At 69.5% G+C, this 16,566-nt stretch carries 19 protein-coding genes, 1 tRNA gene and 1 pseudogene; 14 read left to right on the plus strand and 7 right to left on the minus strand.

Annotated elements, in window-relative coordinates:
* Positions 1–430: 430 nt before the first annotated feature.
* The 3 genes from MWN33_RS18830 to MWN33_RS18840 all read right to left on the minus strand — a co-directional run bounded on the left by MWN33_RS18830 (position 431) and on the right by MWN33_RS18840 (position 1,580).
* On the minus strand, positions 431–727 hold the full coding sequence (locus MWN33_RS18830) for a PRC-barrel domain-containing protein (RefSeq protein ID WP_247202595.1): 297 nt from the start codon (positions 725–727) through the stop codon (positions 431–433).
* A 115-nt stretch (positions 728–842) separates the two neighbouring features.
* Positions 843–919, minus strand: a tRNA-Met gene (locus MWN33_RS18835).
* Positions 920–1,115: 196 nt separating this feature from the next.
* Positions 1,116–1,580, minus strand: coding sequence for an NUDIX domain-containing protein (locus MWN33_RS18840; protein ID WP_247202612.1), 465 nt, complete (start codon positions 1,578–1,580; stop codon positions 1,116–1,118).
* A 72-nt stretch (positions 1,581–1,652) separates the two neighbouring features.
* Here MWN33_RS18840 and MWN33_RS18845 point away from each other — a divergent pair, with 72 nt between their 5' ends.
* The gene (locus tag MWN33_RS18845) at positions 1,653–2,582 is read left to right on the plus strand and encodes a metallophosphoesterase family protein (protein ID WP_247202596.1); all 930 of its coding nucleotides are present in this window, start codon (positions 1,653–1,655) and stop codon (positions 2,580–2,582) included.
* A gap of 4 nt (positions 2,583–2,586) precedes the next feature.
* Here MWN33_RS18845 and MWN33_RS18850 read toward each other — a convergent pair whose 3' ends face one another.
* Entirely contained in the window at positions 2,587–3,195 is a 609-nt protein-coding gene (locus MWN33_RS18850) for a hypothetical protein (protein ID WP_247202597.1), read from the minus strand.
* A gap of 196 nt (positions 3,196–3,391) precedes the next feature.
* Between MWN33_RS18850 and MWN33_RS18855 the strand changes: the two genes are divergently transcribed.
* Positions 3,392–4,495 (plus strand): alpha-hydroxy acid oxidase, encoded by a 1,104-nt coding sequence (locus MWN33_RS18855; protein ID WP_247202598.1) that lies wholly within the window; start codon positions 3,392–3,394, stop codon positions 4,493–4,495.
* 6 nt (positions 4,496–4,501) lie between these two features.
* On the opposite strand, the gene MWN33_RS18860 is transcribed toward MWN33_RS18855, so the two are convergent.
* Together MWN33_RS18860 and phnF are read right to left on the minus strand one after the other, a co-directional pair.
* Entirely contained in the window at positions 4,502–5,110 is a 609-nt protein-coding gene (locus MWN33_RS18860; protein WP_247202599.1) for a pyridoxamine 5'-phosphate oxidase family protein, read from the minus strand.
* 19 nt (positions 5,111–5,129) lie between these two features.
* Positions 5,130–5,906: a phosphonate metabolism transcriptional regulator PhnF gene (gene phnF, locus MWN33_RS18865; protein ID WP_247202600.1), complete on the minus strand. Its 777-nt coding sequence runs from the start codon at positions 5,904–5,906 to the stop codon at positions 5,130–5,132.
* A gap of 107 nt (positions 5,907–6,013) precedes the next feature.
* Between phnF and phnG the strand changes: the two genes are divergently transcribed.
* From phnG to MWN33_RS18915, 10 genes and pseudogenes are all read left to right on the plus strand, one after another.
* The gene (gene phnG / locus MWN33_RS18870; protein WP_247202601.1) at positions 6,014–6,490 is read left to right on the plus strand and encodes a phosphonate C-P lyase system protein PhnG; all 477 of its coding nucleotides are present in this window, start codon (positions 6,014–6,016) and stop codon (positions 6,488–6,490) included.
* Positions 6,491–7,087, plus strand: a complete 597-nt coding sequence (gene phnH / locus MWN33_RS18875) for a phosphonate C-P lyase system protein PhnH (protein ID WP_247202602.1) — start codon at positions 6,491–6,493, stop codon at positions 7,085–7,087. It begins immediately after the preceding gene.
* A 4-nt stretch (positions 7,088–7,091) separates the two neighbouring features.
* The gene (locus tag MWN33_RS18880; protein ID WP_247202603.1) at positions 7,092–8,219 is read left to right on the plus strand and encodes a carbon-phosphorus lyase complex subunit; all 1,128 of its coding nucleotides are present in this window, start codon (positions 7,092–7,094) and stop codon (positions 8,217–8,219) included.
* Positions 8,216–9,085: pseudogene (locus MWN33_RS18885) on the plus strand (alpha-D-ribose 1-methylphosphonate 5-phosphate C-P-lyase PhnJ); the annotation flags it as partial. The gene MWN33_RS18880 and the pseudogene MWN33_RS18885, both read left to right, overlap by 4 nt.
* Positions 9,086–9,246: 161 nt before the next feature.
* The gene (gene phnK / locus MWN33_RS18890; protein ID WP_247202604.1) at positions 9,247–10,023 is read left to right on the plus strand and encodes a phosphonate C-P lyase system protein PhnK; all 777 of its coding nucleotides are present in this window, start codon (positions 9,247–9,249) and stop codon (positions 10,021–10,023) included.
* A gap of 8 nt (positions 10,024–10,031) precedes the next feature.
* Complete coding sequence (locus MWN33_RS18895; RefSeq protein ID WP_247202605.1) at positions 10,032–10,193, plus strand: hypothetical protein; 162 nt, start codon at positions 10,032–10,034, stop codon at positions 10,191–10,193.
* Positions 10,190–10,894, plus strand: coding sequence for a phosphonate C-P lyase system protein PhnL (phnL, locus tag MWN33_RS18900; RefSeq protein ID WP_247202606.1), 705 nt, complete (start codon positions 10,190–10,192; stop codon positions 10,892–10,894). Before MWN33_RS18895 ends, phnL begins: the two co-directional genes overlap by 4 nt.
* The gene (locus MWN33_RS18905) at positions 10,891–12,030 is read left to right on the plus strand and encodes an alpha-D-ribose 1-methylphosphonate 5-triphosphate diphosphatase (protein WP_247202607.1); all 1,140 of its coding nucleotides are present in this window, start codon (positions 10,891–10,893) and stop codon (positions 12,028–12,030) included. The genes phnL and MWN33_RS18905 overlap by 4 nt, the downstream gene beginning before the upstream one ends.
* A complete protein-coding gene (phnN, locus tag MWN33_RS18910) occupies positions 12,027–12,626 on the plus strand; it encodes a phosphonate metabolism protein/1,5-bisphosphokinase (PRPP-forming) PhnN (protein ID WP_247202608.1) in 600 nt (199 codons plus the stop codon). Before MWN33_RS18905 ends, phnN begins: the two co-directional genes overlap by 4 nt.
* A gap of 40 nt (positions 12,627–12,666) precedes the next feature.
* Positions 12,667–13,302, plus strand: coding sequence for a hypothetical protein (locus MWN33_RS18915; RefSeq protein ID WP_247202609.1), 636 nt, complete (start codon positions 12,667–12,669; stop codon positions 13,300–13,302).
* Between the two features lie 190 nt (positions 13,303–13,492).
* Here MWN33_RS18915 and sciP read toward each other — a convergent pair whose 3' ends face one another.
* On the minus strand, positions 13,493–13,768 hold the full coding sequence (gene sciP / locus MWN33_RS18920) for a CtrA inhibitor SciP (protein WP_144342224.1): 276 nt from the start codon (positions 13,766–13,768) through the stop codon (positions 13,493–13,495).
* Between the two features lie 313 nt (positions 13,769–14,081).
* Between sciP and mnmA the strand changes: the two genes are divergently transcribed.
* Positions 14,082–15,269 carry a tRNA 2-thiouridine(34) synthase MnmA gene (gene mnmA / locus MWN33_RS18925; protein ID WP_247202610.1) on the plus strand — a complete coding sequence of 396 codons (1,188 nt, stop codon included), beginning with the start codon at positions 14,082–14,084 and terminating at the stop codon, positions 15,267–15,269.
* A gap of 61 nt (positions 15,270–15,330) precedes the next feature.
* Positions 15,331–16,020 (plus strand): class I SAM-dependent methyltransferase, encoded by a 690-nt coding sequence (locus MWN33_RS18930; protein ID WP_247202611.1) that lies wholly within the window; start codon positions 15,331–15,333, stop codon positions 16,018–16,020.
* The last annotated feature ends 546 nt before the right edge of the window (positions 16,021–16,566 follow it).

Below are 16,566 nucleotides of genomic sequence, written 5' to 3' on the forward strand. Positions count from 1 at the left end.
GCGACGGCGCCACCGACCAGGCCGTCCGCGGAACCCTCGACTGGAAGTTCTGACAGGCAGCCGGCGCAAAAGGGCCGACGCGCGAGGGCCGGCGCGCGAGGGCTGATGCCCAGGGGCGGCGCGCGAGGCCGGCGCATCCGACGCCCAGGGCCGGCGCGCGAGGGCCCATGCATGAGGTCTGGCGGCGACCCCGCCGGCCCCTCGACACAGCGCCCGCGACCGTCCTCTACCGCCGGTCGCTCAGCACACGCTCGGCTTCCAGTCCGATAAGGGTCAGGAAACCGCCCGCGACCGCGAACATCGCTACTTCTACCATCTCACCGCTCCTCGCTCTTTGCGGGTCCAATTTCTGCGGGGCTAACCCTGCCGGGCGGCTTCCGTTCCACGCGCGCCCATAAGGTTGGTGGCCGCCCATGGGGAGCGCCGCGCATCAGTCGTAATGGCCGGGCATGTCCTTGAGCTGGTCCTTGGTCCAACTGGTGACGGCGTGCACCTCGGCTTCCTCGCCGCGCATGAAATCGAGGTCGGCGGCCGGCACTGAGACAGGCTTGGAGCCGATGCCGAGAAAGCCGCCGACGTCGATCACCACCATGCTGCCGGCGCCGACGCCGTGCGTGTGCGAGACCGTGCCGATCTTCTCGTCGTCCGGCCCATAGATGGTCGCGCCTTTCAGCACGTCCTCGGTGAGATCGGAGGGGAGAAGGCGCACATGCGTACTGTGGTCCATGGTGACGCTCCTTTCGGGTGTGCGTCACCAACCCCGTCCTGCGACGGCGGTTCCCAGTTGCGAACTGTCGCCGTCCAGCGCCGTTACGCTCTGCGTCTCAAGATGAGGTGTTAAGTGGTAGCGGGAGAGGGACTTGAACCCCCGACCCCAGGATTATGATTCCCGTGCTCTAACCAGCTGAGCTACCCCGCCACGACGCACCGGCAGGGCCGGCGCGAGAGTGGCGCGATATAAGGAAGCGGGCCGGGGGGTGTCAAGGCGGGAATGGCCGCCGACAGGACCCTTGCACATGGAGAATGGCGCCGCGCCCACACCCGCCATCACACCCGCCTGCCCCTCCTCACGATGGCCGCCGGCCTGCCGCAGGCTGCCCCTCTCACCGAGGACCTCACCAATGCGCTGCTACCGGAGCGCCGGCCAGCACTTCCTCGATGCGTCGACGGGTTGCCGGCGAGGTGTCCTCCGGCAGCGCGTCGGGTGGAAAGAAGCCGATCTCGACGATCTCGCGGTTCGGCACGCGGGGAACGCCCTGGGCGAAGTGCGTCACCACATAGACCGCCACATGGTCGCGCGCGGCCAGATGCCGGTTGAGCATAAGGCCGTGCAGGCGCGGCGGGGCGAGGGGCGTAACCGCCGTCTCCTCGTGAAGCTCGCGGATCACCGCCGCCTCGGCGCTCTCGCCGGGGTCGACCGCGCCGCCCGGCAGGTGCCAGCCGGGCACGTAGCTGTGGCGCAGCAACAGGACGTTGCCGGCCTCGTCGATCACCACCGCGCGCACGCCGAGCGTCACCGAACGGGTGAGGCGCCCCCAGGCGTGGATGAGGCGCACCAGCAGGCGGCGGGTGGGCGGCATCGGCGTCGGCGGGCTCCCGGCATCGGCCCGCGCGCCTTCCTTCATCCGGCCGGGGCTGATAAGGAAGCCCTCGTGTTCGTTCTCGCCCATGTCACCGACGCCCATCTGGGACCGCTGCCTCGCGCGCGCTTCGCTGAGCTCGCCGGCAAGCGGGCGCTCGGCGTCATCAACTGGCGGCGCGGGCGTCAGCACCGCTTCAACATCGCCACCATCGACCTGCTGGTAGCCGACATCAAGGCGATGGCCCCCGACCATATCGCGGTGACGGGGGACCTGGTGAATGTCGGCCTCGCCGCCGAATTCGCCACCGGGCTGAACTTCCTCAGATCGCTCGGCGAGGGGAGCGACGTAACCGTCGTTCCCGGCAATCATGATGCCTATGTGCGCTCCACCGCCCATCACTCGCTGCTCAACTGGGGCGACTACATGCGCGGCGACGGGGTGAACGGCGACGTTACCGCCGAGAGCGCCTTTCCCTTTGTGCGCCGGCGCGGGCAGGTGGCGCTGGTCGGCGTCTCCAGCGCCATTCCCACCCATCCCTTCATGGCGACGGGCAAGGTCGGGCGCGAGCAGCGCGAGCGGTTGGGCCGTGTGCTGGACGAACTGGCGGCGGAAGGGCTGTTCCGCGTGGTGCTGATCCACCACCCGCCCTGCGGACGGCGCGCCGCCAACAAGCGGCTGATCGACGAGGAGGCGGTGCGCGCGCTGCTCGCCCGCCATGGCGCCGAGCTGGTGATTTGCGGCCACGATCACGTGCCGATGGTCGAGATGCTGCCGGGGCCGAATTCCGGTCTCATCCCGGTGGTGGAGGCGCCGTCCTTCGCCGCCGGGCCGGAGGACCGCCACTGGCCGGGCGGCTACCATCTCTACCGTATCGAGCGGGTGCCTGATGCGTCCTTTCCCTGGCGCTGCACGCTGGAGGCGCGCGGTTTCCAGAGCGGCGACGCGAGCGTGGCGACGCGCACGGTACGCGTGCTCTCGCAGGCCGTCAGCGCGGGATAGCGCGTCAGCGGGCGATCAGTTCGGGCGCGGCCAGCGCCAGAGCCAGCATGGCGAGCACACCGACCAGAATGCCGAACAGGAACGGCGCCACGGTGCGGTGGCTGCCGGTCGCGGGCGCGGCCTCCTGCGGTGCGGGATGATGCGGTGCGGGATGGTGTGGTGCCGGATGCGGCTCGGCCTCCGGCGGCAGGGCGACGGCGACCAGGGCCTGTTCGCGGGCGATCAGCCGGCGGGCGATGTAGCGCGTCACGGCGTCCACGATATCGTTGGGATTGGTGCTCTCGGCCAGCACCCGCCGGCCCGAGCGGGTGTCCTGCAGGAAGCGGAAGGTGCGGCGGTCGCGGCCGAGCGTGACATGCGCCACCATGTCGACGAAGAGGCGCGGCGTCTCGCCGGGCATCAGGCCGCGGTCGAACAGGTCGGCATGCTCCAGCGGCACCTCGGCGAAGATGGGGTCGAGCAGTTCGTTGAGCATGGAGAGACGCGCCAGACTCGCATCGCGCAGCTCGACGATGACGCCCGAGCGCTCGGCCGCCTCGACCCGCGCCACCCGCAGCGCATCGCGCAGCGACAGGCCGGGCGTATCGCCGCGATAGCTCTCGCCCTCGTCCATCCGCCCCGCTTCCCCGTTCCCAGCCCCTTCACGGCGCACACGCCGCCGCCGACATGCTAGCGCTGGCGGGTTAATGGGCCGTTCGCCGCTCAACAATGCTGCACGTCCCGGGCGAACCGATTATGAAGCGGCAGGGGAGCTGCGAACAGGGTGTGGCCGCGTCGCCGGGAAGCACGCGGCCGTGCCGGGAAACGGCATGTCGACGAGCTACGAGATCCCGCCCGGCGTGGTGGCGCCGGACGATTACGAGGCCCTCGCGCGCGCGCGGCTGAGCCCGGCCGCCTATGCCTATTACGCCGGCGGGGCGGCGGACGAGGCGACCATCCGCTGGAACCGCGAGGCCTTCGAGCGGGTGAAGCTGGCCCCCCGCGTGCTGGGCCGCTTCGAGGGCGGCGGCACCGGGCTCACCTTGTTCGGGAAGGACTTCGCCCATCCCATCCTCGTCGCGCCGACCGCCCATCACCGCCTCGCCGTGCCGGAGGCGGAGATCGCCACCGTGGTGGGGGCGGGCGGGGCGCGCGCCGGCATGGTGGCGAGCACCGAATCCGACCTGACGCTGGAGGAGATCGCCGCGGCCGCGCGCACGCCGCTCTGGTTCCAGCTCTATATCCAGCACGATCGCGGCTTCACCGCCGATCTGGTGCGGCGGGCCGAGGCGGCGGGCTATGGCGCGCTGGTGGTGACGGTGGACGCGCCGGTGCACAGCCTGCGCAACCGCGAGCAGCGGGCCGGCTATCGCGCGCCGAAACTCTCCGAGCACGCCAATACGCGCGGCCTGCACACCGACCACGTCGCGCAGGCGGCGCTGGGCGAGAGCCTGATGTTCCGCGGCTTCCTCGACGTGGCGGCGCGGTGGGACGACATAGCCTGGCTGCGCAGCCTGACGACGCTGCCGCTGCTGCTCAAGGGCATCATGACGGCGCAGGACGCCGAGCTGGCCATCGCCCACGGCGTGGACGGCATCATCGTCTCGAACCATGGCGGGCGGGTGCTCGACACGGTGCCGGCCAGCCTCGACGCGCTGCCCCTCGTCGCCCGGCAGGTGGCCGGGCGGGTGCCGGTGCTGATGGACGGGGGGATCAGGCGCGGCACCGACGTGCTGAAGGCGCTGGCGCTCGGCGCTTCGGCCGTGCTGGTTGGCCGGCCCTGCCTCTACGCCCTGGCGGTCGCCGGGCCCGCCGGCGTCGCCCATGTTCTGCACCTGCTCCGCTGCGAGTTCGAGGTGGCGATGGTGCTCACCGGCTGCCGCACGCTGGCCGATATCGGCCCGCAGGTGATCTGGCCGCCGGGCGGGGCCTGAGGCGGCTCAGTAGAGCGTGGCGCGGTAGCGCTCCAGCATTTCCGCCTGCGTCTCGGCGGTGGCGAGGCCGAGCTGGTCGCGCAGCATCTCGCCCATGCTCGGCAGGCGCTCGCGCGGAAGCTGGGCGGCCGGGTTCCAGGCGCGCGAACGCATGAAGGCCTTCGCGCAGTGCAGATAGGCTTCCTGAACCCGGACGCGGAGCACGGTGACGGGAGCGCGTCCGTCCACCACGAAGCGTTCCAGCAGTTCGGTATCGTCGCGGATCTCGGCGCGGCCGTTGATGCGCAGCGTCTCGTCGACGCCGGGAATGAGAAACAGAAGACCGACCGCCGGATTGGCCAGCAGATTGGTCAGCGTGTCCAGCCGGTTGTTGCCGGGGCGGTCCGGGATCAGCAGCGTGCCGGCATCCTCGATGCCGACGAAGCCGGGCGCGTCGCCGCGGGGCGTCACGTCGGCGCGGCCATCGGCGCCGAAGCTCGCCAGCATGACCAGCGGGGAGAGGCCGATGAAGCTGCGGCAATGGATGTCGAGCGCCGGCAGCACCTTGCGACGGCTGCGCTCGCGCGGCTCGGCGTAGAGGGTGCGCAGCTGTTCGACCGAGGCGATGCGGGCCATGGCGGTTCCTGTCCGTTCTTCAGTTCTTCACGACGAGCTGCACGCGGTCGGCAGCGAAGCGCGCCCGTGAGTACTGGATCGGCCGGCGCTGCGCATCCCCGTTGATCGCGTCGACCACCAGAACGGTGCGCCCGGCCGGCAGGCTGAGTTCGCGGCGCTCCTCCTCGTCGGCGGGGCGGGCGGTGATGCGGGTTTCCAGCCGGCGGTAGTCGCCAAGCCCCAGCGTCTCCAGCGCCCGCGTCACCGAGCCGGTGGCGGCGACCAGCAGGTCCAGGTCGCGGCAGCGGGCCGCCTCGTACCAGTGCGAGCCGATATTGAGCGGCACGCCGTCAGCCTCGCGCACGATGTCGACGCGCAGCACCTCGGTGCCGGGAGCAAGACCAAGCGCGGCGGCGATCTCGGCGCTGGCGGGCTCGATGCGCGAGCCGGTGAGCCGGCCGCTGGGCGCCCGGCCCTCGCGCGCGACGATCTCGGAGAAGCGGGTGCGCGGGCCGATGGGATAGCGGATCGGCGGCTCGCGCACGAAGGTGCCGCGGCCCGGAGTCGCCTCGATCAGCCGCTTCTCGGCAAGCTCGGCCAGCGCGCGGCGCAGCGTGTGGCGGTTCACGCCGAAGCGCTCGGAAAGCTCCATCTCCGTCGGCAGCCGCACGCCGGCAGCAAGCCGGCCGTCGAGGATTTCCGCCTCGATCCGCTCGGCGATCTGCTTCCACAGGGCGACGCCGGTACCGCGCGCGACATCCTCGCCGGGCGCGGGGAGGGAAGGCTCTGTCACGGCGCTGTCGTCGCTCTCGCTCATATCTTTTCCCGCCGGTGCAAAACCGTGCTTGCCTATTTGTATAGATGAATATACAAATCCGCCGAAAAGTAAACGGCCTTCACGGCCCGTGCGGCGCGGATCCCCAGATGCAGCCTTCCCTCACACATTCCACCGACGGCAACGCCCCGCCGGCCGGACGGCAAAGCGCCATGGCGCTGCTCGCGCGGGCCGAATCGGGCGAGCTCGACGCAATGCTGGCACGGCTGGCGCCGGTGCCTGCTAGCGCCGATCTGCGCCCGCCGGAGATCGGCCTCGTCATGCTGCGCGGACGCACGGGGGGCGACGGCGCGCCCTTCAATCTCGGCGAGGCGACCGTTGCCCGCGCGGCGGTGCGGCTGGAAGGTGGCGCCACCGGCTTCGCCTACCGTTTGGGGCGCGATGCCTCGGCGGCGCGCAAGGCGGCGGTTCTCGACGCGCTGTGGCAGGACGCGACGCGCCGGCCGGCGGTGGACGAGGCGCTTGACCCCATCCGCGCGCGGCTCGCCGAGGAGGCCGTGCGGCTGCGGGCCGAGACGGCCGCCACCAAGGTCGACTTCTTCACCCTCGTGCGCGGGGAGGACTGAATGTCCGCACAGGCTCTCGCAACCGGCTTTTCCGATCCCGTCGACGGCGCGCAGGCGACCTTCCGCGCCGCCATGTGGGCGCTGTCGCGGCCCGGCCGGGTCGAAGTGCTCGACGCCGGTCTCGCTCCGCCCGCGCCGCTCATCCCCGAGGCGGCGGCGCTGGCGCTGGCGCTGTGCGACTACGAGACGCCGATCTGGCTCGACGAGGCGCTGGCCGCGATGCCGGCGGTGGCGGAATTCCTGCGCTTCCACACCGGCGCGACCATCGTCGCCGATCCCGCCGAGGCGCGTTTCGCCCTGATCGCCGAGCCGATGGCGATGCCCGACTTCGCCGTCTTCGCGCAGGGCACCCCGGAATATCCCGACGCTTCCGCAACGCTCATCGTGCAGGTGGAGCACTTCACCGGTGGTGGCCTCCTGCTGGAAGGGCCGGGGATCGAGGCGCGCGCGAGCTTCGGCGCGACGCCGCTGCCGGCGGATTTCGCCGCGCGCATGACGACGAACCGGGCGCTGTTCCCGCTCGGCGTCGATCTTCTGCTGGCGGGATCGGGCGGGGTCGCCGGGCTGCCGCGTTCCGTGACCGTGTGGGAGGGCTGAGCCGATGTATGTGGCGGCCAAGGGCGGCGAGAAGGCGATCCGCAACGCGCATGCGCTGCTCGCCAAGCGTCGGCGGGGAAACAGGAATCTGCCCTCCATCGGGCTCGACCAGATCGCCCAGCAGCTCACCCTCGCGGTCGACCGGGTGATGGCGGAAGGCTCGCTCTACGATGTCGAGCTGGCGGCGCTGGCGGTGAAGCAGGCGCGCGGCGACCTCATCGAGGCGATCTTCCTCATCCGCGCCTTCCGCACCACCCTGCCGCGCTTCGGCTATGCGAAGCCGCTCGACACGGCCGGGATGCAGGTGCGCCGGCGTGTCTCGGCGACCTACAAGGACCTGCCGGGCGGCCAGCTTCTCGGCCCCACCTTCGACTACACGCACAGGTTGCTAGACACCTCTCTCGGTCAGGGCGGTGTTGGCGGTGAGGGACATGAGGGACATGCCCCGGCCACGCAGCCGGAGACATCCGTCGAAGCGGAGCCCATGCCGCGCGTGACCGACCTGCTCGGCCGCGAAGGGCTGATCGAGGGCGCGCCGGAGGATGACGGCACCGAGCCCTTCGACCTCACCCGCGCGCCGGTGAGCTTTCCGGTCGACCGCTCGACCCGGCTGCAGGCGCTGGCGCGCGGCGACGAGGGCTATCTGCTGGCGCTCGGCTATTCCACCCAGCGCGGCTATGCCCGCTCGCACCCCTTCGTCGGCGAGATCCGCTTCGGCGATGTCGAGGTGATCTTCGAGGCGCCGGAACTCGGCTTCGAGCTCTCCCTCGGCACGGTGCAGATCACCGAGTGCCAGACGGTGAACCAGTTCAAGGGTTCGGCGACCACGCCGCCGCAGTTCACGCGCGGCTACGGCCTCGTCTTTGGCCAGTGCGAGCGCAAGGCGATGTCGATGGCGCTCGTCGAGCGGGCGCTGCGCTGGCAGGAACTGGGTGAGGAGCCCGGCGCCCCGGCGCAGGACGAGGAATTCGTGCTCTCCCACTGCGACAACGTGCAGGCGACCGGCTTCGTCGAGCACCTGAAGCTGCCGCATTACGTGGACTTCCAGGCCGAGCTCGATCTCGTGCGCCGCATGCGCGCCGAGCACGAGGAGGAGCGCCGCGAAGCCGGACTGAAGGAGGCGGCGGAATGAACACCCAAGCCATCGGCGGCATGCCGGAGATCACCTACAACTTCGCCTATCTCGACGAGCAGACCAAGCGGATGATCCGCCGGGCGATCCTCAAGGCGATCGCCATTCCCGGCTATCAGGTGCCGTTTGCCGCCCGCGAGATGCCCATGCCCTATGGCTGGGGAACGGGGGGCGTGCAGGTGACGGCCGCCGTGCTCGGCCGCGACGACGTGCTCAAAGTGATCGACCAGGGCGCCGACGACACCACCAACGCCGTCGCCATCCGTGGCTTCTTCGAGAAGACCGCGGGGGTGGCGACCACCACCTCCACCACCGAGGCGACCATCATCCAGACCCGCCACCGCGTGCCGGAGACGGCGCTGGGGGAGAATCAGATCCTCGTCTATCAGGTGCCGATCCCCGAGCCGCTGCGCTTCCTAGAACCGCGCGAGACCGAGACGCGCCAGCTCCACGCGCTGGCCGAATACGGCCTCATGCATGTGAAGCTCTACGAGGACATCGCCCGCCACGGCCACATCGCCACCACCTACGCCTATCCGGTGGAAGTGGCGGGCCGCTATGTGATGGACCCGTCGCCGATCCCCAAATTCGACAATCCCAAGCTCGACGACTGCCCGGCCTTGCAGCTCTTCGGCGCGGGGCGCGAGAAGCGCATCTACGCCATCCCGCCGCACACAAAGGTGCGCTCGCTCGATTTCGAGGATCATCCCTTCCGGGTGCAGAAATTCGCCAAACCGTGCGCGCTCTGCGCGGCGACCGGGGTCTATCTCGACGAGGTGATCCTCGACGACAGGGGCGGGCGCATGTTCGTCTGCTCGGACACCGACTATTGCAACACGCGGCAGGAGGCGGGGCACCGGGGGGAAATGGGGGTGCCGGCCGAATCCGCCTCAAGCGACGTCATGCCCGGACTCAATCCGGGCATCCACGCGGTTCCGCCGGGGCATCCGGTCCAAGGCGTGGATGGCCGGGTCAAGTCCGGCCATGACGGTGTTCCGGTGGAAAGCGGCCGCGAGGGAGACGCGTCATGACCGAACAACCCCTTCTCGTCGCCGAGGGACTCTCCAAGAACTACGGCCCGCGCATCGGCTGCCGCGACGTCTCGCTGGAGGTCTATCCCGGCGAGGTGCTGGCGGTGGTGGGCGAGAGCGGCTCGGGCAAGTCGACCCTGCTCGGCCTGCTCTCCACCGAGCTCGATCCCAGCGCCGGGCGTGTCTCCTATCGCATGCGCGACGGCCGGCTGGCGGACCTCGCCAGCCTCGGCGCGGCCGAGCGGCGCCTGCTGATGCGCACCGACTGGGGCTTTGTGCGGCAGAACCCGGCGGACGGGCTGCGCATGGCGGTCTCGGCCGGCGGCAATGTCGGCGAGCGGCTGATGGCGGTGGGCTGGCGCCACTACGGCAATATCCGCGAGGAGGCGCTGGACTGGCTCGGCAAGGTCGAGATCGCCGGCGACCGCATCGACGACGACCCCCGCGCCTTCTCCGGCGGCATGCGCCAGCGCCTGCAGATCGCCCGCAACCTCGTGACCCGCCCGCGCCTCGTCTTCATGGACGAGCCGACCGGCGGGCTCGACGTCTCGGTGCAGGCGCGCCTGCTCGACCTCATCCGCCAGCTGGTGGCCGAGCTCGGCCTCGCCGTGATCATCGTCACCCATGACCTCGCCGTGGCCCGGCTGCTGTCGCACCGCATGGTGGTGATGCGGCAGGGGGGGGTGATCGAGACCGGGCTGACCGACCAGGTGCTCGACGACCCGCGCGAGCCCTATACGCAGTTGCTCGTTTCCTCGGTGCTGGCGGCGTGAGGCGCGAGATGAGCCTTGTGACGATCGGCTTCACACAGAACGACGTCATGCCCGGGCTCGACCCGGGCATCCACGCCTTCCTGTTTCCGGCCCAAGGCGTGGATGGCCGGGTCAAGCCCGGCCATGACGGTGCGTGGGGCGGTGAATGCGGCAGGGGAGAAGTCAGATGAGCGAACCCATCCTTGAAGTCTCCGGCGTCGCCAAGACCTTCATCCTGCATCTGCGCGAGGGCGCGAAGCTGCCGGTGGTCGAGGGCGCCGGCTTCGACCTCCACGCAGGCGAATGCGTCGCGCTGGGCGGCCCCTCGGGCGCGGGCAAGAGCTCGCTGCTGAAGATGGTCTATGGCAATTACCGTGTCGACGCGGGCGCCATCCGGGTGCGCGACGGCGAGGAGACCGTCGACGTGGCCACCACCGCGCCGCGCCGGCTGATCAAGCTGCGCGACACCACCATGGGCTATGTCAGCCAGTTCCTGCGCGTCATCCCGCGCGTCGGCGCGCTCGACGTGGTGGCCGAGCCTCTGGTGCATGACGGCGTGCCGGTGGCGCAGGCGCGCGCACGCGCCGGCGCGCTGCTGGCGCGGCTGAACCTGCCGGAGCGGCTTTGGCAATTGCCGCCGGCCACCTTCTCGGGCGGCGAGCAGCAGCGCGTGAACATCGCGCGCGGGCTGATCGCCCATCGCCCGCTCCTGCTGATGGACGAGCCGACCGCCTCGCTGGACGCGGCCAACCGCGGCGTGGTGGTGGAACTGATCGAGGAGAAGAAGCGCGCCGGCGTCGGCATTCTCGGCATCTTCCACGACACCGAGGTGCGCGAGGCGGTGTGCGACCGGGTGATCGACGTCACCAGCTTCGGGCGGGCGGCGGCATGAACGAGACGGTCTACGCCAATGCGCGGCTGGTGCTGGAGGACGAGGTGCGCCCCGGCCATCTCGTCGTCCGCGACGGGCGGATCGCCGAGATCGGCGAGGGTACCGCGCCACGCTCGGCGCTCAACCTTGCCGGCGACTACCTCCTGCCGGGCTTCGTCGAACTGCACACCGACCATGTGGAAGGGCACCTCTATCCACGTCCGCGCGTGACGTGGAACGCCTTCGCGGCGGTGACGGCCTATGACGCGCAGATCGCCGCTTCCGGCATCACCACCGTCTTCGATTCGCTGCGCGTCTGGCCCGACAAGCGCGCCGTCGGCATGGACGGCGACGCCCCGCTGCTGGCGGCGACGCTGCGCGAGGCCTCTCGGGCCGGCCTGCTGCGTGCGGAGCACCATGTGCATCTGCGCTGCGAGGTGGCGGCGGACGGCGTGGTGGAGGAGACGCTGGCGCTGATGGAGAGCGCCGATGTGCGCCTCATCTCGCTGATGGACCATACCCCCGGCCAGCGCCAGTTTCTCACCGTCGAGCAGTTCCGCAGCTACTACAAGAAGAAGAGCGGCATGAGCGACGCCGAGATGGACATCGTCGTCGCCGACCGGCTGGAGGCGCACGCCCGCCATGCCCGCAGCAACCGGGCGCGCATCGTCGAGCTCGCCCGCGCGCGGGGCGTCGTGCTGGCGAGCCATGACGACGCTACCGACGCCCATGTCACCGAAGCCATCGGTGACGGCGTGGCCATCGCCGAATTCCCCACCACGGACGGCGCCGCCGACGCCTCGCACGGCGCTGGCATCCGCGTGCTGATGGGCGCGCCGAATGTGGTGCGCGGCGGCTCGCACACCGGCAATGTCGCCGCCGCCGGCCTCGCGCGACGCGGCGTGCTCGACATATTGTCGTCCGACTACGTGCCGGGCAGCCTGCTGCTCGCCGCCTTCGCGCTGCCGGGGCTGGTGGAGGGCATCGACCTCGCCGGCGCGGTGCGCATGGTCAGCGCCAACCCGGCCGACGCGGCGGGGCTCGGAGACCGGGGCCGGCTGGCGCCGGGGCTGAAGGCCGATTTCATCCGCGTCGCCGATGCCGGGCCGGCGCCGGTGGCGCGCGCGGTGTGGCGGGACGGGGAGAGGATCGCGTGAGCGAAGGCGAGGCCGGCACGCAGGCGGATGTGATCGAGAGGCTGGCGCCGCCCTATGGCCCCGGCCTGCTGGTGCTCGTCGTCGGCCCCTCCGGCGCCGGCAAGGACACGCTCATCGCCTATGCCCGCGCGCGTCTGGAGGGGCGGGCGGACATCTGCTTCGCGCGCCGGCGGATCACCCGCCCGACCGACGCGACCGAGAACCATGTGAGCCTCGACGACGCCGCCTTCGCCCGCGAACTCGCGCAGGGCTGCTTTCCGCTGCACTGGCAGGCCAATGGCCTCAGCTACGCGCTGGGCGAGGAAGTGGTGCAGGAGATCGCTGCCGGGCGCATCGTGGTCGCCAATGGCTCGCGTGCCGCGCTGGCGGAAGCCCGCGCCCGCTTCGCACGGCTGAAGGTGGTGCATGTGACGGCGCCGCCGGAACTGCTGGCCGCGCGCATTGCCGCGCGGGGGCGCGAGAGCGCGGAGGACGTGCTGGCCCGGCTGAAGCGCGAGCCGGCGCTCGACGCCCCGCCGGACCTCACCGTGCTCAATGTCGGAGCGGTGGAGACCGCCGGCGCGGCGCTGGCGGATTTTCTGGAACGGCTCGGCTGAGCGGGAGGACGAAGGGACACCGCGCCGGCTATGCTGCGCCATGATCCGCGCGTCGCTCGTCGATTTCCTGAATACCGGCTGCCTCGGCCCGGTTCGTCCCGGCGCGACGATGGAGGAGGTCGCCGCCCTTCTGGGAGAGCCGTTCAAGACGCTCGGGGAGGCGGCGCCGCATGCGACGCAGCAGCCCTACTGGATCTACCACAACCTCGAACTCAACTTTGACCAGCCCGAGGGAGCGCCGTCGTATCTTAACTCTATGGAGATCGGCAGCGGATGGCGTCTGCGCAAGAAGGCGCGGCGCCTCGCACCAAATCTCCTGCTTGAGCTTGATGGCCTCAATGCGCGTTCGCGCCCGTCTCAGTTCATTCGCGCGATCGACGGCATCGACCGGGTCGAGGTTTGCCTTGCCGACATGATCATGGATCCAATCGTGACGATTATTGTCGACGAATTTATTTTGATAAATCTTCACCCTTGGACAATTGAGACGATCGAGCCGCCGGCGCGTCGCCGTGGCTACATCCGGAGGCTTGATGCAGAAGCCGAGCTGATGGACGTCACTTCGCAGGATCACCAGCTTATGTCGTTAAAGCAGGTGAGGGAGCACATGTACCCCGGCCGCTATGCACCGTTTACGCTGACGTGGCGCGATTATCTCGCGGCGCTGGAGCGCTGAGGTGGGGACTCTGAGCGTCGCTTTCATCGTCATCCCGGGCGGCCAGAGGCCGAAGCGGGATCGCGCAATCATTGGCTGGCGATCCCGGCTCTCCGCCCTTCGGGCTGCGGCCGGGATGACGGCTGATCTTGATGACGAAAAAGGCCGGGTCATCCCCGGCCTCATCGTCAGTGCAGAAGGGCCTGCCGCCTTACTGCCGATACTGCTGGATGCGCGTGGTGCGCAGGCCGGCGAGACCGTGACGGTCGATGGAGGCCTGCCAGGAGAGAAACTCCTCGGTGGTCAAAGTATAGCGCTTGCAGGCTTCCTCGAGACTGAGGAGCCCGCCGCGCACGGCCGCGACGACTTCCGCCTTGCGACGAATGACCCAGCGCCGTGTGTTCGGCGGGGGCAGATCGGCAATGGTCAGCGGACTTCCGTCCGGCCCGATTACATATTTAACCCTCGGGCGGTAGGGCTCTGTCATGTTACGCTCACTCAATACACACGACCAATGCAGGCAGCATATCTGGTGAGCTTTAAATATTTCCCTAAGCGAATCACGTAGCGGTGACCGCGAATTGTTTGCCGATACGTTAATATTTGCGCAGGACTTTGTTTACGGTTGCTATCGCAACGGCAGCACTGTCGTGGCCGCACTGCGGTAGGGTCGTTACTCGCCGCTTAAGGCGTTAACGCGGGGTTCATGGCCCATCGCGCCGGCATGGGTTCATAGACGCGCCATCGTGCCCTATATAGGGACGTCCGCGCCTTCCTCTCCCCCTTGCCATACCGGGCCCATGATCCGTCTCGATGACACCTCCCGTCCCGCCAGCCAGACGCGCGTCGTCGTGGCCATGTCGGGCGGCGTGGATTCCTCCGTCGTGGCAGCGCTCTACGCACAGGCCGGCTACGACGTGGTGGGCGTGACGCTGCAGCTCTACGACCATGGCGAGGCGATGCACCATCGCCCGGGCGCCTGCTGCGCGGGGCAGGACATCTACGACGCGCGCACGGTGGCCGAGAAGCTGGGCATTCCCCATTACGTGCTCGACTACGAGAGCCGCTTCCGCCACGCGGTGATCGAGCGCTTCGCCGATGCCTATGCGGCGGGCGAGACGCCGATTCCCTGCGTCGACTGCAATCGCACCGTGAAGTTCCGCGACCTGCTGGAGACCGCGCGCGACCTCGGCGCCGATATTCTCGCCACCGGCCATTACGTCACCAGCCGGGCGCTGCCGGGCGGGCGGCGCGCCCTGTTCCGTCCGCTCGACGAGAGCCGCGACCAGAGCTACTTCCTCTACGCCACCACGCAGGCGCAGATCGACCTGCTGCGCTTCCCGCTCGGCGAGACCACCAAGCCGGAGGTGCGGGCGCTCGCTGAGGGCTTCGGGCTGAAGGTGGCGGACAAGCCGGATAGCCAGGACATCTGCTTCGTGCCGAACGGACACTACACCGCCATCGTCGAGAAGCTGCGCCCCGAGGCGGCGGAGCCGGGCGAGATCGTGCATCTGGACGGGCGCGTGCTCGGCCGCCATGCCGGGGTGATGCGCTACACCATCGGGCAGCGCAAGGGCCTCGGCATCGCCGCCTCCGAGCCGCTCTATGTGGTCGGCATCGACGCGGTGCACCGGCGGGTGGTGGTCGGCCCGCGTGCGGCGCTCGGCGTCGCGGCGATCCGCATCGACGAGGTGAACTGGCTCGGCGACGAGCCCCTCGACGAGGCGGCGGCGAACGAGCGCGAGATCCATGTGAAGGTGCGCTCGGCGCGCGCGCCGGCGGCCGGCCATCTCGGCCGCTCCGCCGATGGCGGCATCGAGGTGCGGCTGCATGTGGCGGAGGAGGGCGTGGCGCCGGGGCAGGCCTGCGTTTTCTACGAGGACGGCGGCGCGGCGGCACGGTTGCTCGGCGGCGGGGTGATCCGCCGCGCGGCGCAGCCCTTCACGGCGCTGACACGCGATGTGGAGATGATGGCAAGATCGGCGTGAACCGAATCGCGTGCGTTGACATTGACGGGCGACTGGGCATGAGCAGGCAGGGGGAACTTCCGTGACGACCGATCTCGACCGCGCCACTGTTGAAGAAGCCTATGCCCGCTGGGCGCCCGTCTATGACGTGGTGTTCGGCGCCGTCTTCGAGGCCGGCCGCAAGGCGGCGATCAAGGCCGCGGAACGCATCGGCGGGCGCATCCTCGAATTCGGCGTCGGCACCGGCATCGCCCTGCCGAGCTATCGGCGCAGCAACCGCCTCGTCGGCGTCGACATCTCCGAGCCCATGCTCCAGAAGGCCCGCGAGCGGGTGGAGAAGGAAGGCCTCTCCCATGTCGAGGGGCTGGTGCTGATGGACGGCGCCCATATGGGCTTCGCCGACAATTCCTTCGACGTGGTGATCGCCCAGTTCGTCATCACCGTGGTGCCGCACCCGGAGGAGACGCTGGACGAGATGGCCCGCGTGCTGAAGCCCGGCGGCGAAATCATCCTCGTCAATCATCTCGGCGCCGAGGACGGCCCGCGCGCGGCCTTCGAGAAGTGGTTCGCCCGCAAGGCGCGCAAGCTCGGCTGGCGCCCCGAATTCCAGTTCGCCCGCCTGCACAACTGGGCGGTGCGCAACGGCTCGGTCGACCTGCCGATCAAGCGCGACGTGGGGCTGGGCATGTACACCATGGTACGCTTCCGCAAGCGTACGGAGGCGGAGATGGCCGCCGCCAGCGACACCGGAGCCGTCGCGCTGGCGGGGTGAGGGGCCGGAACACCGGGGCGTCGAATCGCGAACTCCCATTCTAAATTTGTCCTCCTTCCACTCCGGCCGATTGCCAGGAGCCCAGTGTAGGAGCGATCTCCACCCGCAACACTTCTCGCCACCGTACGGTCGTTACCGACGTGCGGCAGCCGAAGGCGTGGCTCGACGGTAGGTAAGGGTGAGGCCAGAACTCTACCTACCTTTTCTCCTTCCAAGTTCGGCGAGCAATAAGCTGCACCTTGGCTTGCTGCTGAAGAGCGACGCGACGTGAGCACGCATCGCGGTTAGCTTGTCGGAGCGGCGGTTGCGGAAATGGTCGGAAGAGAGTGTGACAGGGGGCAAGTGGATTTGTCCCCTGTTTTCGGTAAGCTAATGTTGGCGTAGCGGGAGGCGGCTGGCGGTACGATGATTCCTCAAGTTCGCTATCAGGTTTTTTTGTCTTCCACTTACGAAGATTTGAGACTGGAGAGTGACGTTGCCCCTCCTGGCTAATCCAGATTGAAGTTCGTTCTGGCCCACTGAGAGGACCAGAACATGAGGCGCAGC

This window comes from Ancylobacter koreensis (genome assembly GCF_023016525.1).
In the GTDB taxonomy this organism is placed as follows: Bacteria; Pseudomonadota; Alphaproteobacteria; order Rhizobiales; family Xanthobacteraceae; genus Ancylobacter; species Ancylobacter koreensis.

Excerpts from the sequence above, each read along its gene's own strand:
- phnF (WP_247202600.1), bottom strand. The coding sequence starts at position 5,906 with ATGAGCGAGAGCGACGACAGCGCCGTGACAGAGCCTTCCCTCCCCGCG.
- mnmA (WP_247202610.1), top strand. The coding sequence starts at position 14,082 with ATGATCCGTCTCGATGACACCTCCCGTCCCGCCAGCCAGACGCGCGTC.
- MWN33_RS18905 (WP_247202607.1), top strand. The coding sequence starts at position 10,891 with ATGAACGAGACGGTCTACGCCAATGCGCGGCTGGTGCTGGAGGACGAG.
- sciP (WP_144342224.1), bottom strand. The coding sequence starts at position 13,768 with ATGACAGAGCCCTACCGCCCGAGGGTTAAATATGTAATCGGGCCGGAC.
- phnK (WP_247202604.1), top strand. The coding sequence starts at position 9,247 with ATGACCGAACAACCCCTTCTCGTCGCCGAGGGACTCTCCAAGAACTAC.
- MWN33_RS18855 (WP_247202598.1), top strand. The coding sequence starts at position 3,392 with ATGTCGACGAGCTACGAGATCCCGCCCGGCGTGGTGGCGCCGGACGAT.
- MWN33_RS18915 (WP_247202609.1), top strand. The coding sequence starts at position 12,667 with ATGATCCGCGCGTCGCTCGTCGATTTCCTGAATACCGGCTGCCTCGGC.
- phnH (WP_247202602.1), top strand. The coding sequence starts at position 6,491 with ATGTCCGCACAGGCTCTCGCAACCGGCTTTTCCGATCCCGTCGACGGC.
- MWN33_RS18880 (WP_247202603.1), top strand. The coding sequence starts at position 7,092 with ATGTATGTGGCGGCCAAGGGCGGCGAGAAGGCGATCCGCAACGCGCAT.
- MWN33_RS18840 (WP_247202612.1), bottom strand. The coding sequence starts at position 1,580 with ATGCCGCCCACCCGCCGCCTGCTGGTGCGCCTCATCCACGCCTGGGGG.
- phnG (WP_247202601.1), top strand. The coding sequence starts at position 6,014 with ATGCAGCCTTCCCTCACACATTCCACCGACGGCAACGCCCCGCCGGCC.
- MWN33_RS18895 (WP_247202605.1), top strand. The coding sequence starts at position 10,032 with ATGAGCCTTGTGACGATCGGCTTCACACAGAACGACGTCATGCCCGGG.
- MWN33_RS18860 (WP_247202599.1), bottom strand. The coding sequence starts at position 5,110 with ATGGCCCGCATCGCCTCGGTCGAACAGCTGCGCACCCTCTACGCCGAG.
- phnL (WP_247202606.1), top strand. The coding sequence starts at position 10,190 with ATGAGCGAACCCATCCTTGAAGTCTCCGGCGTCGCCAAGACCTTCATC.
- MWN33_RS18850 (WP_247202597.1), bottom strand. The coding sequence starts at position 3,195 with ATGGACGAGGGCGAGAGCTATCGCGGCGATACGCCCGGCCTGTCGCTG.
- MWN33_RS18830 (WP_247202595.1), bottom strand. The coding sequence starts at position 727 with ATGGACCACAGTACGCATGTGCGCCTTCTCCCCTCCGATCTCACCGAG.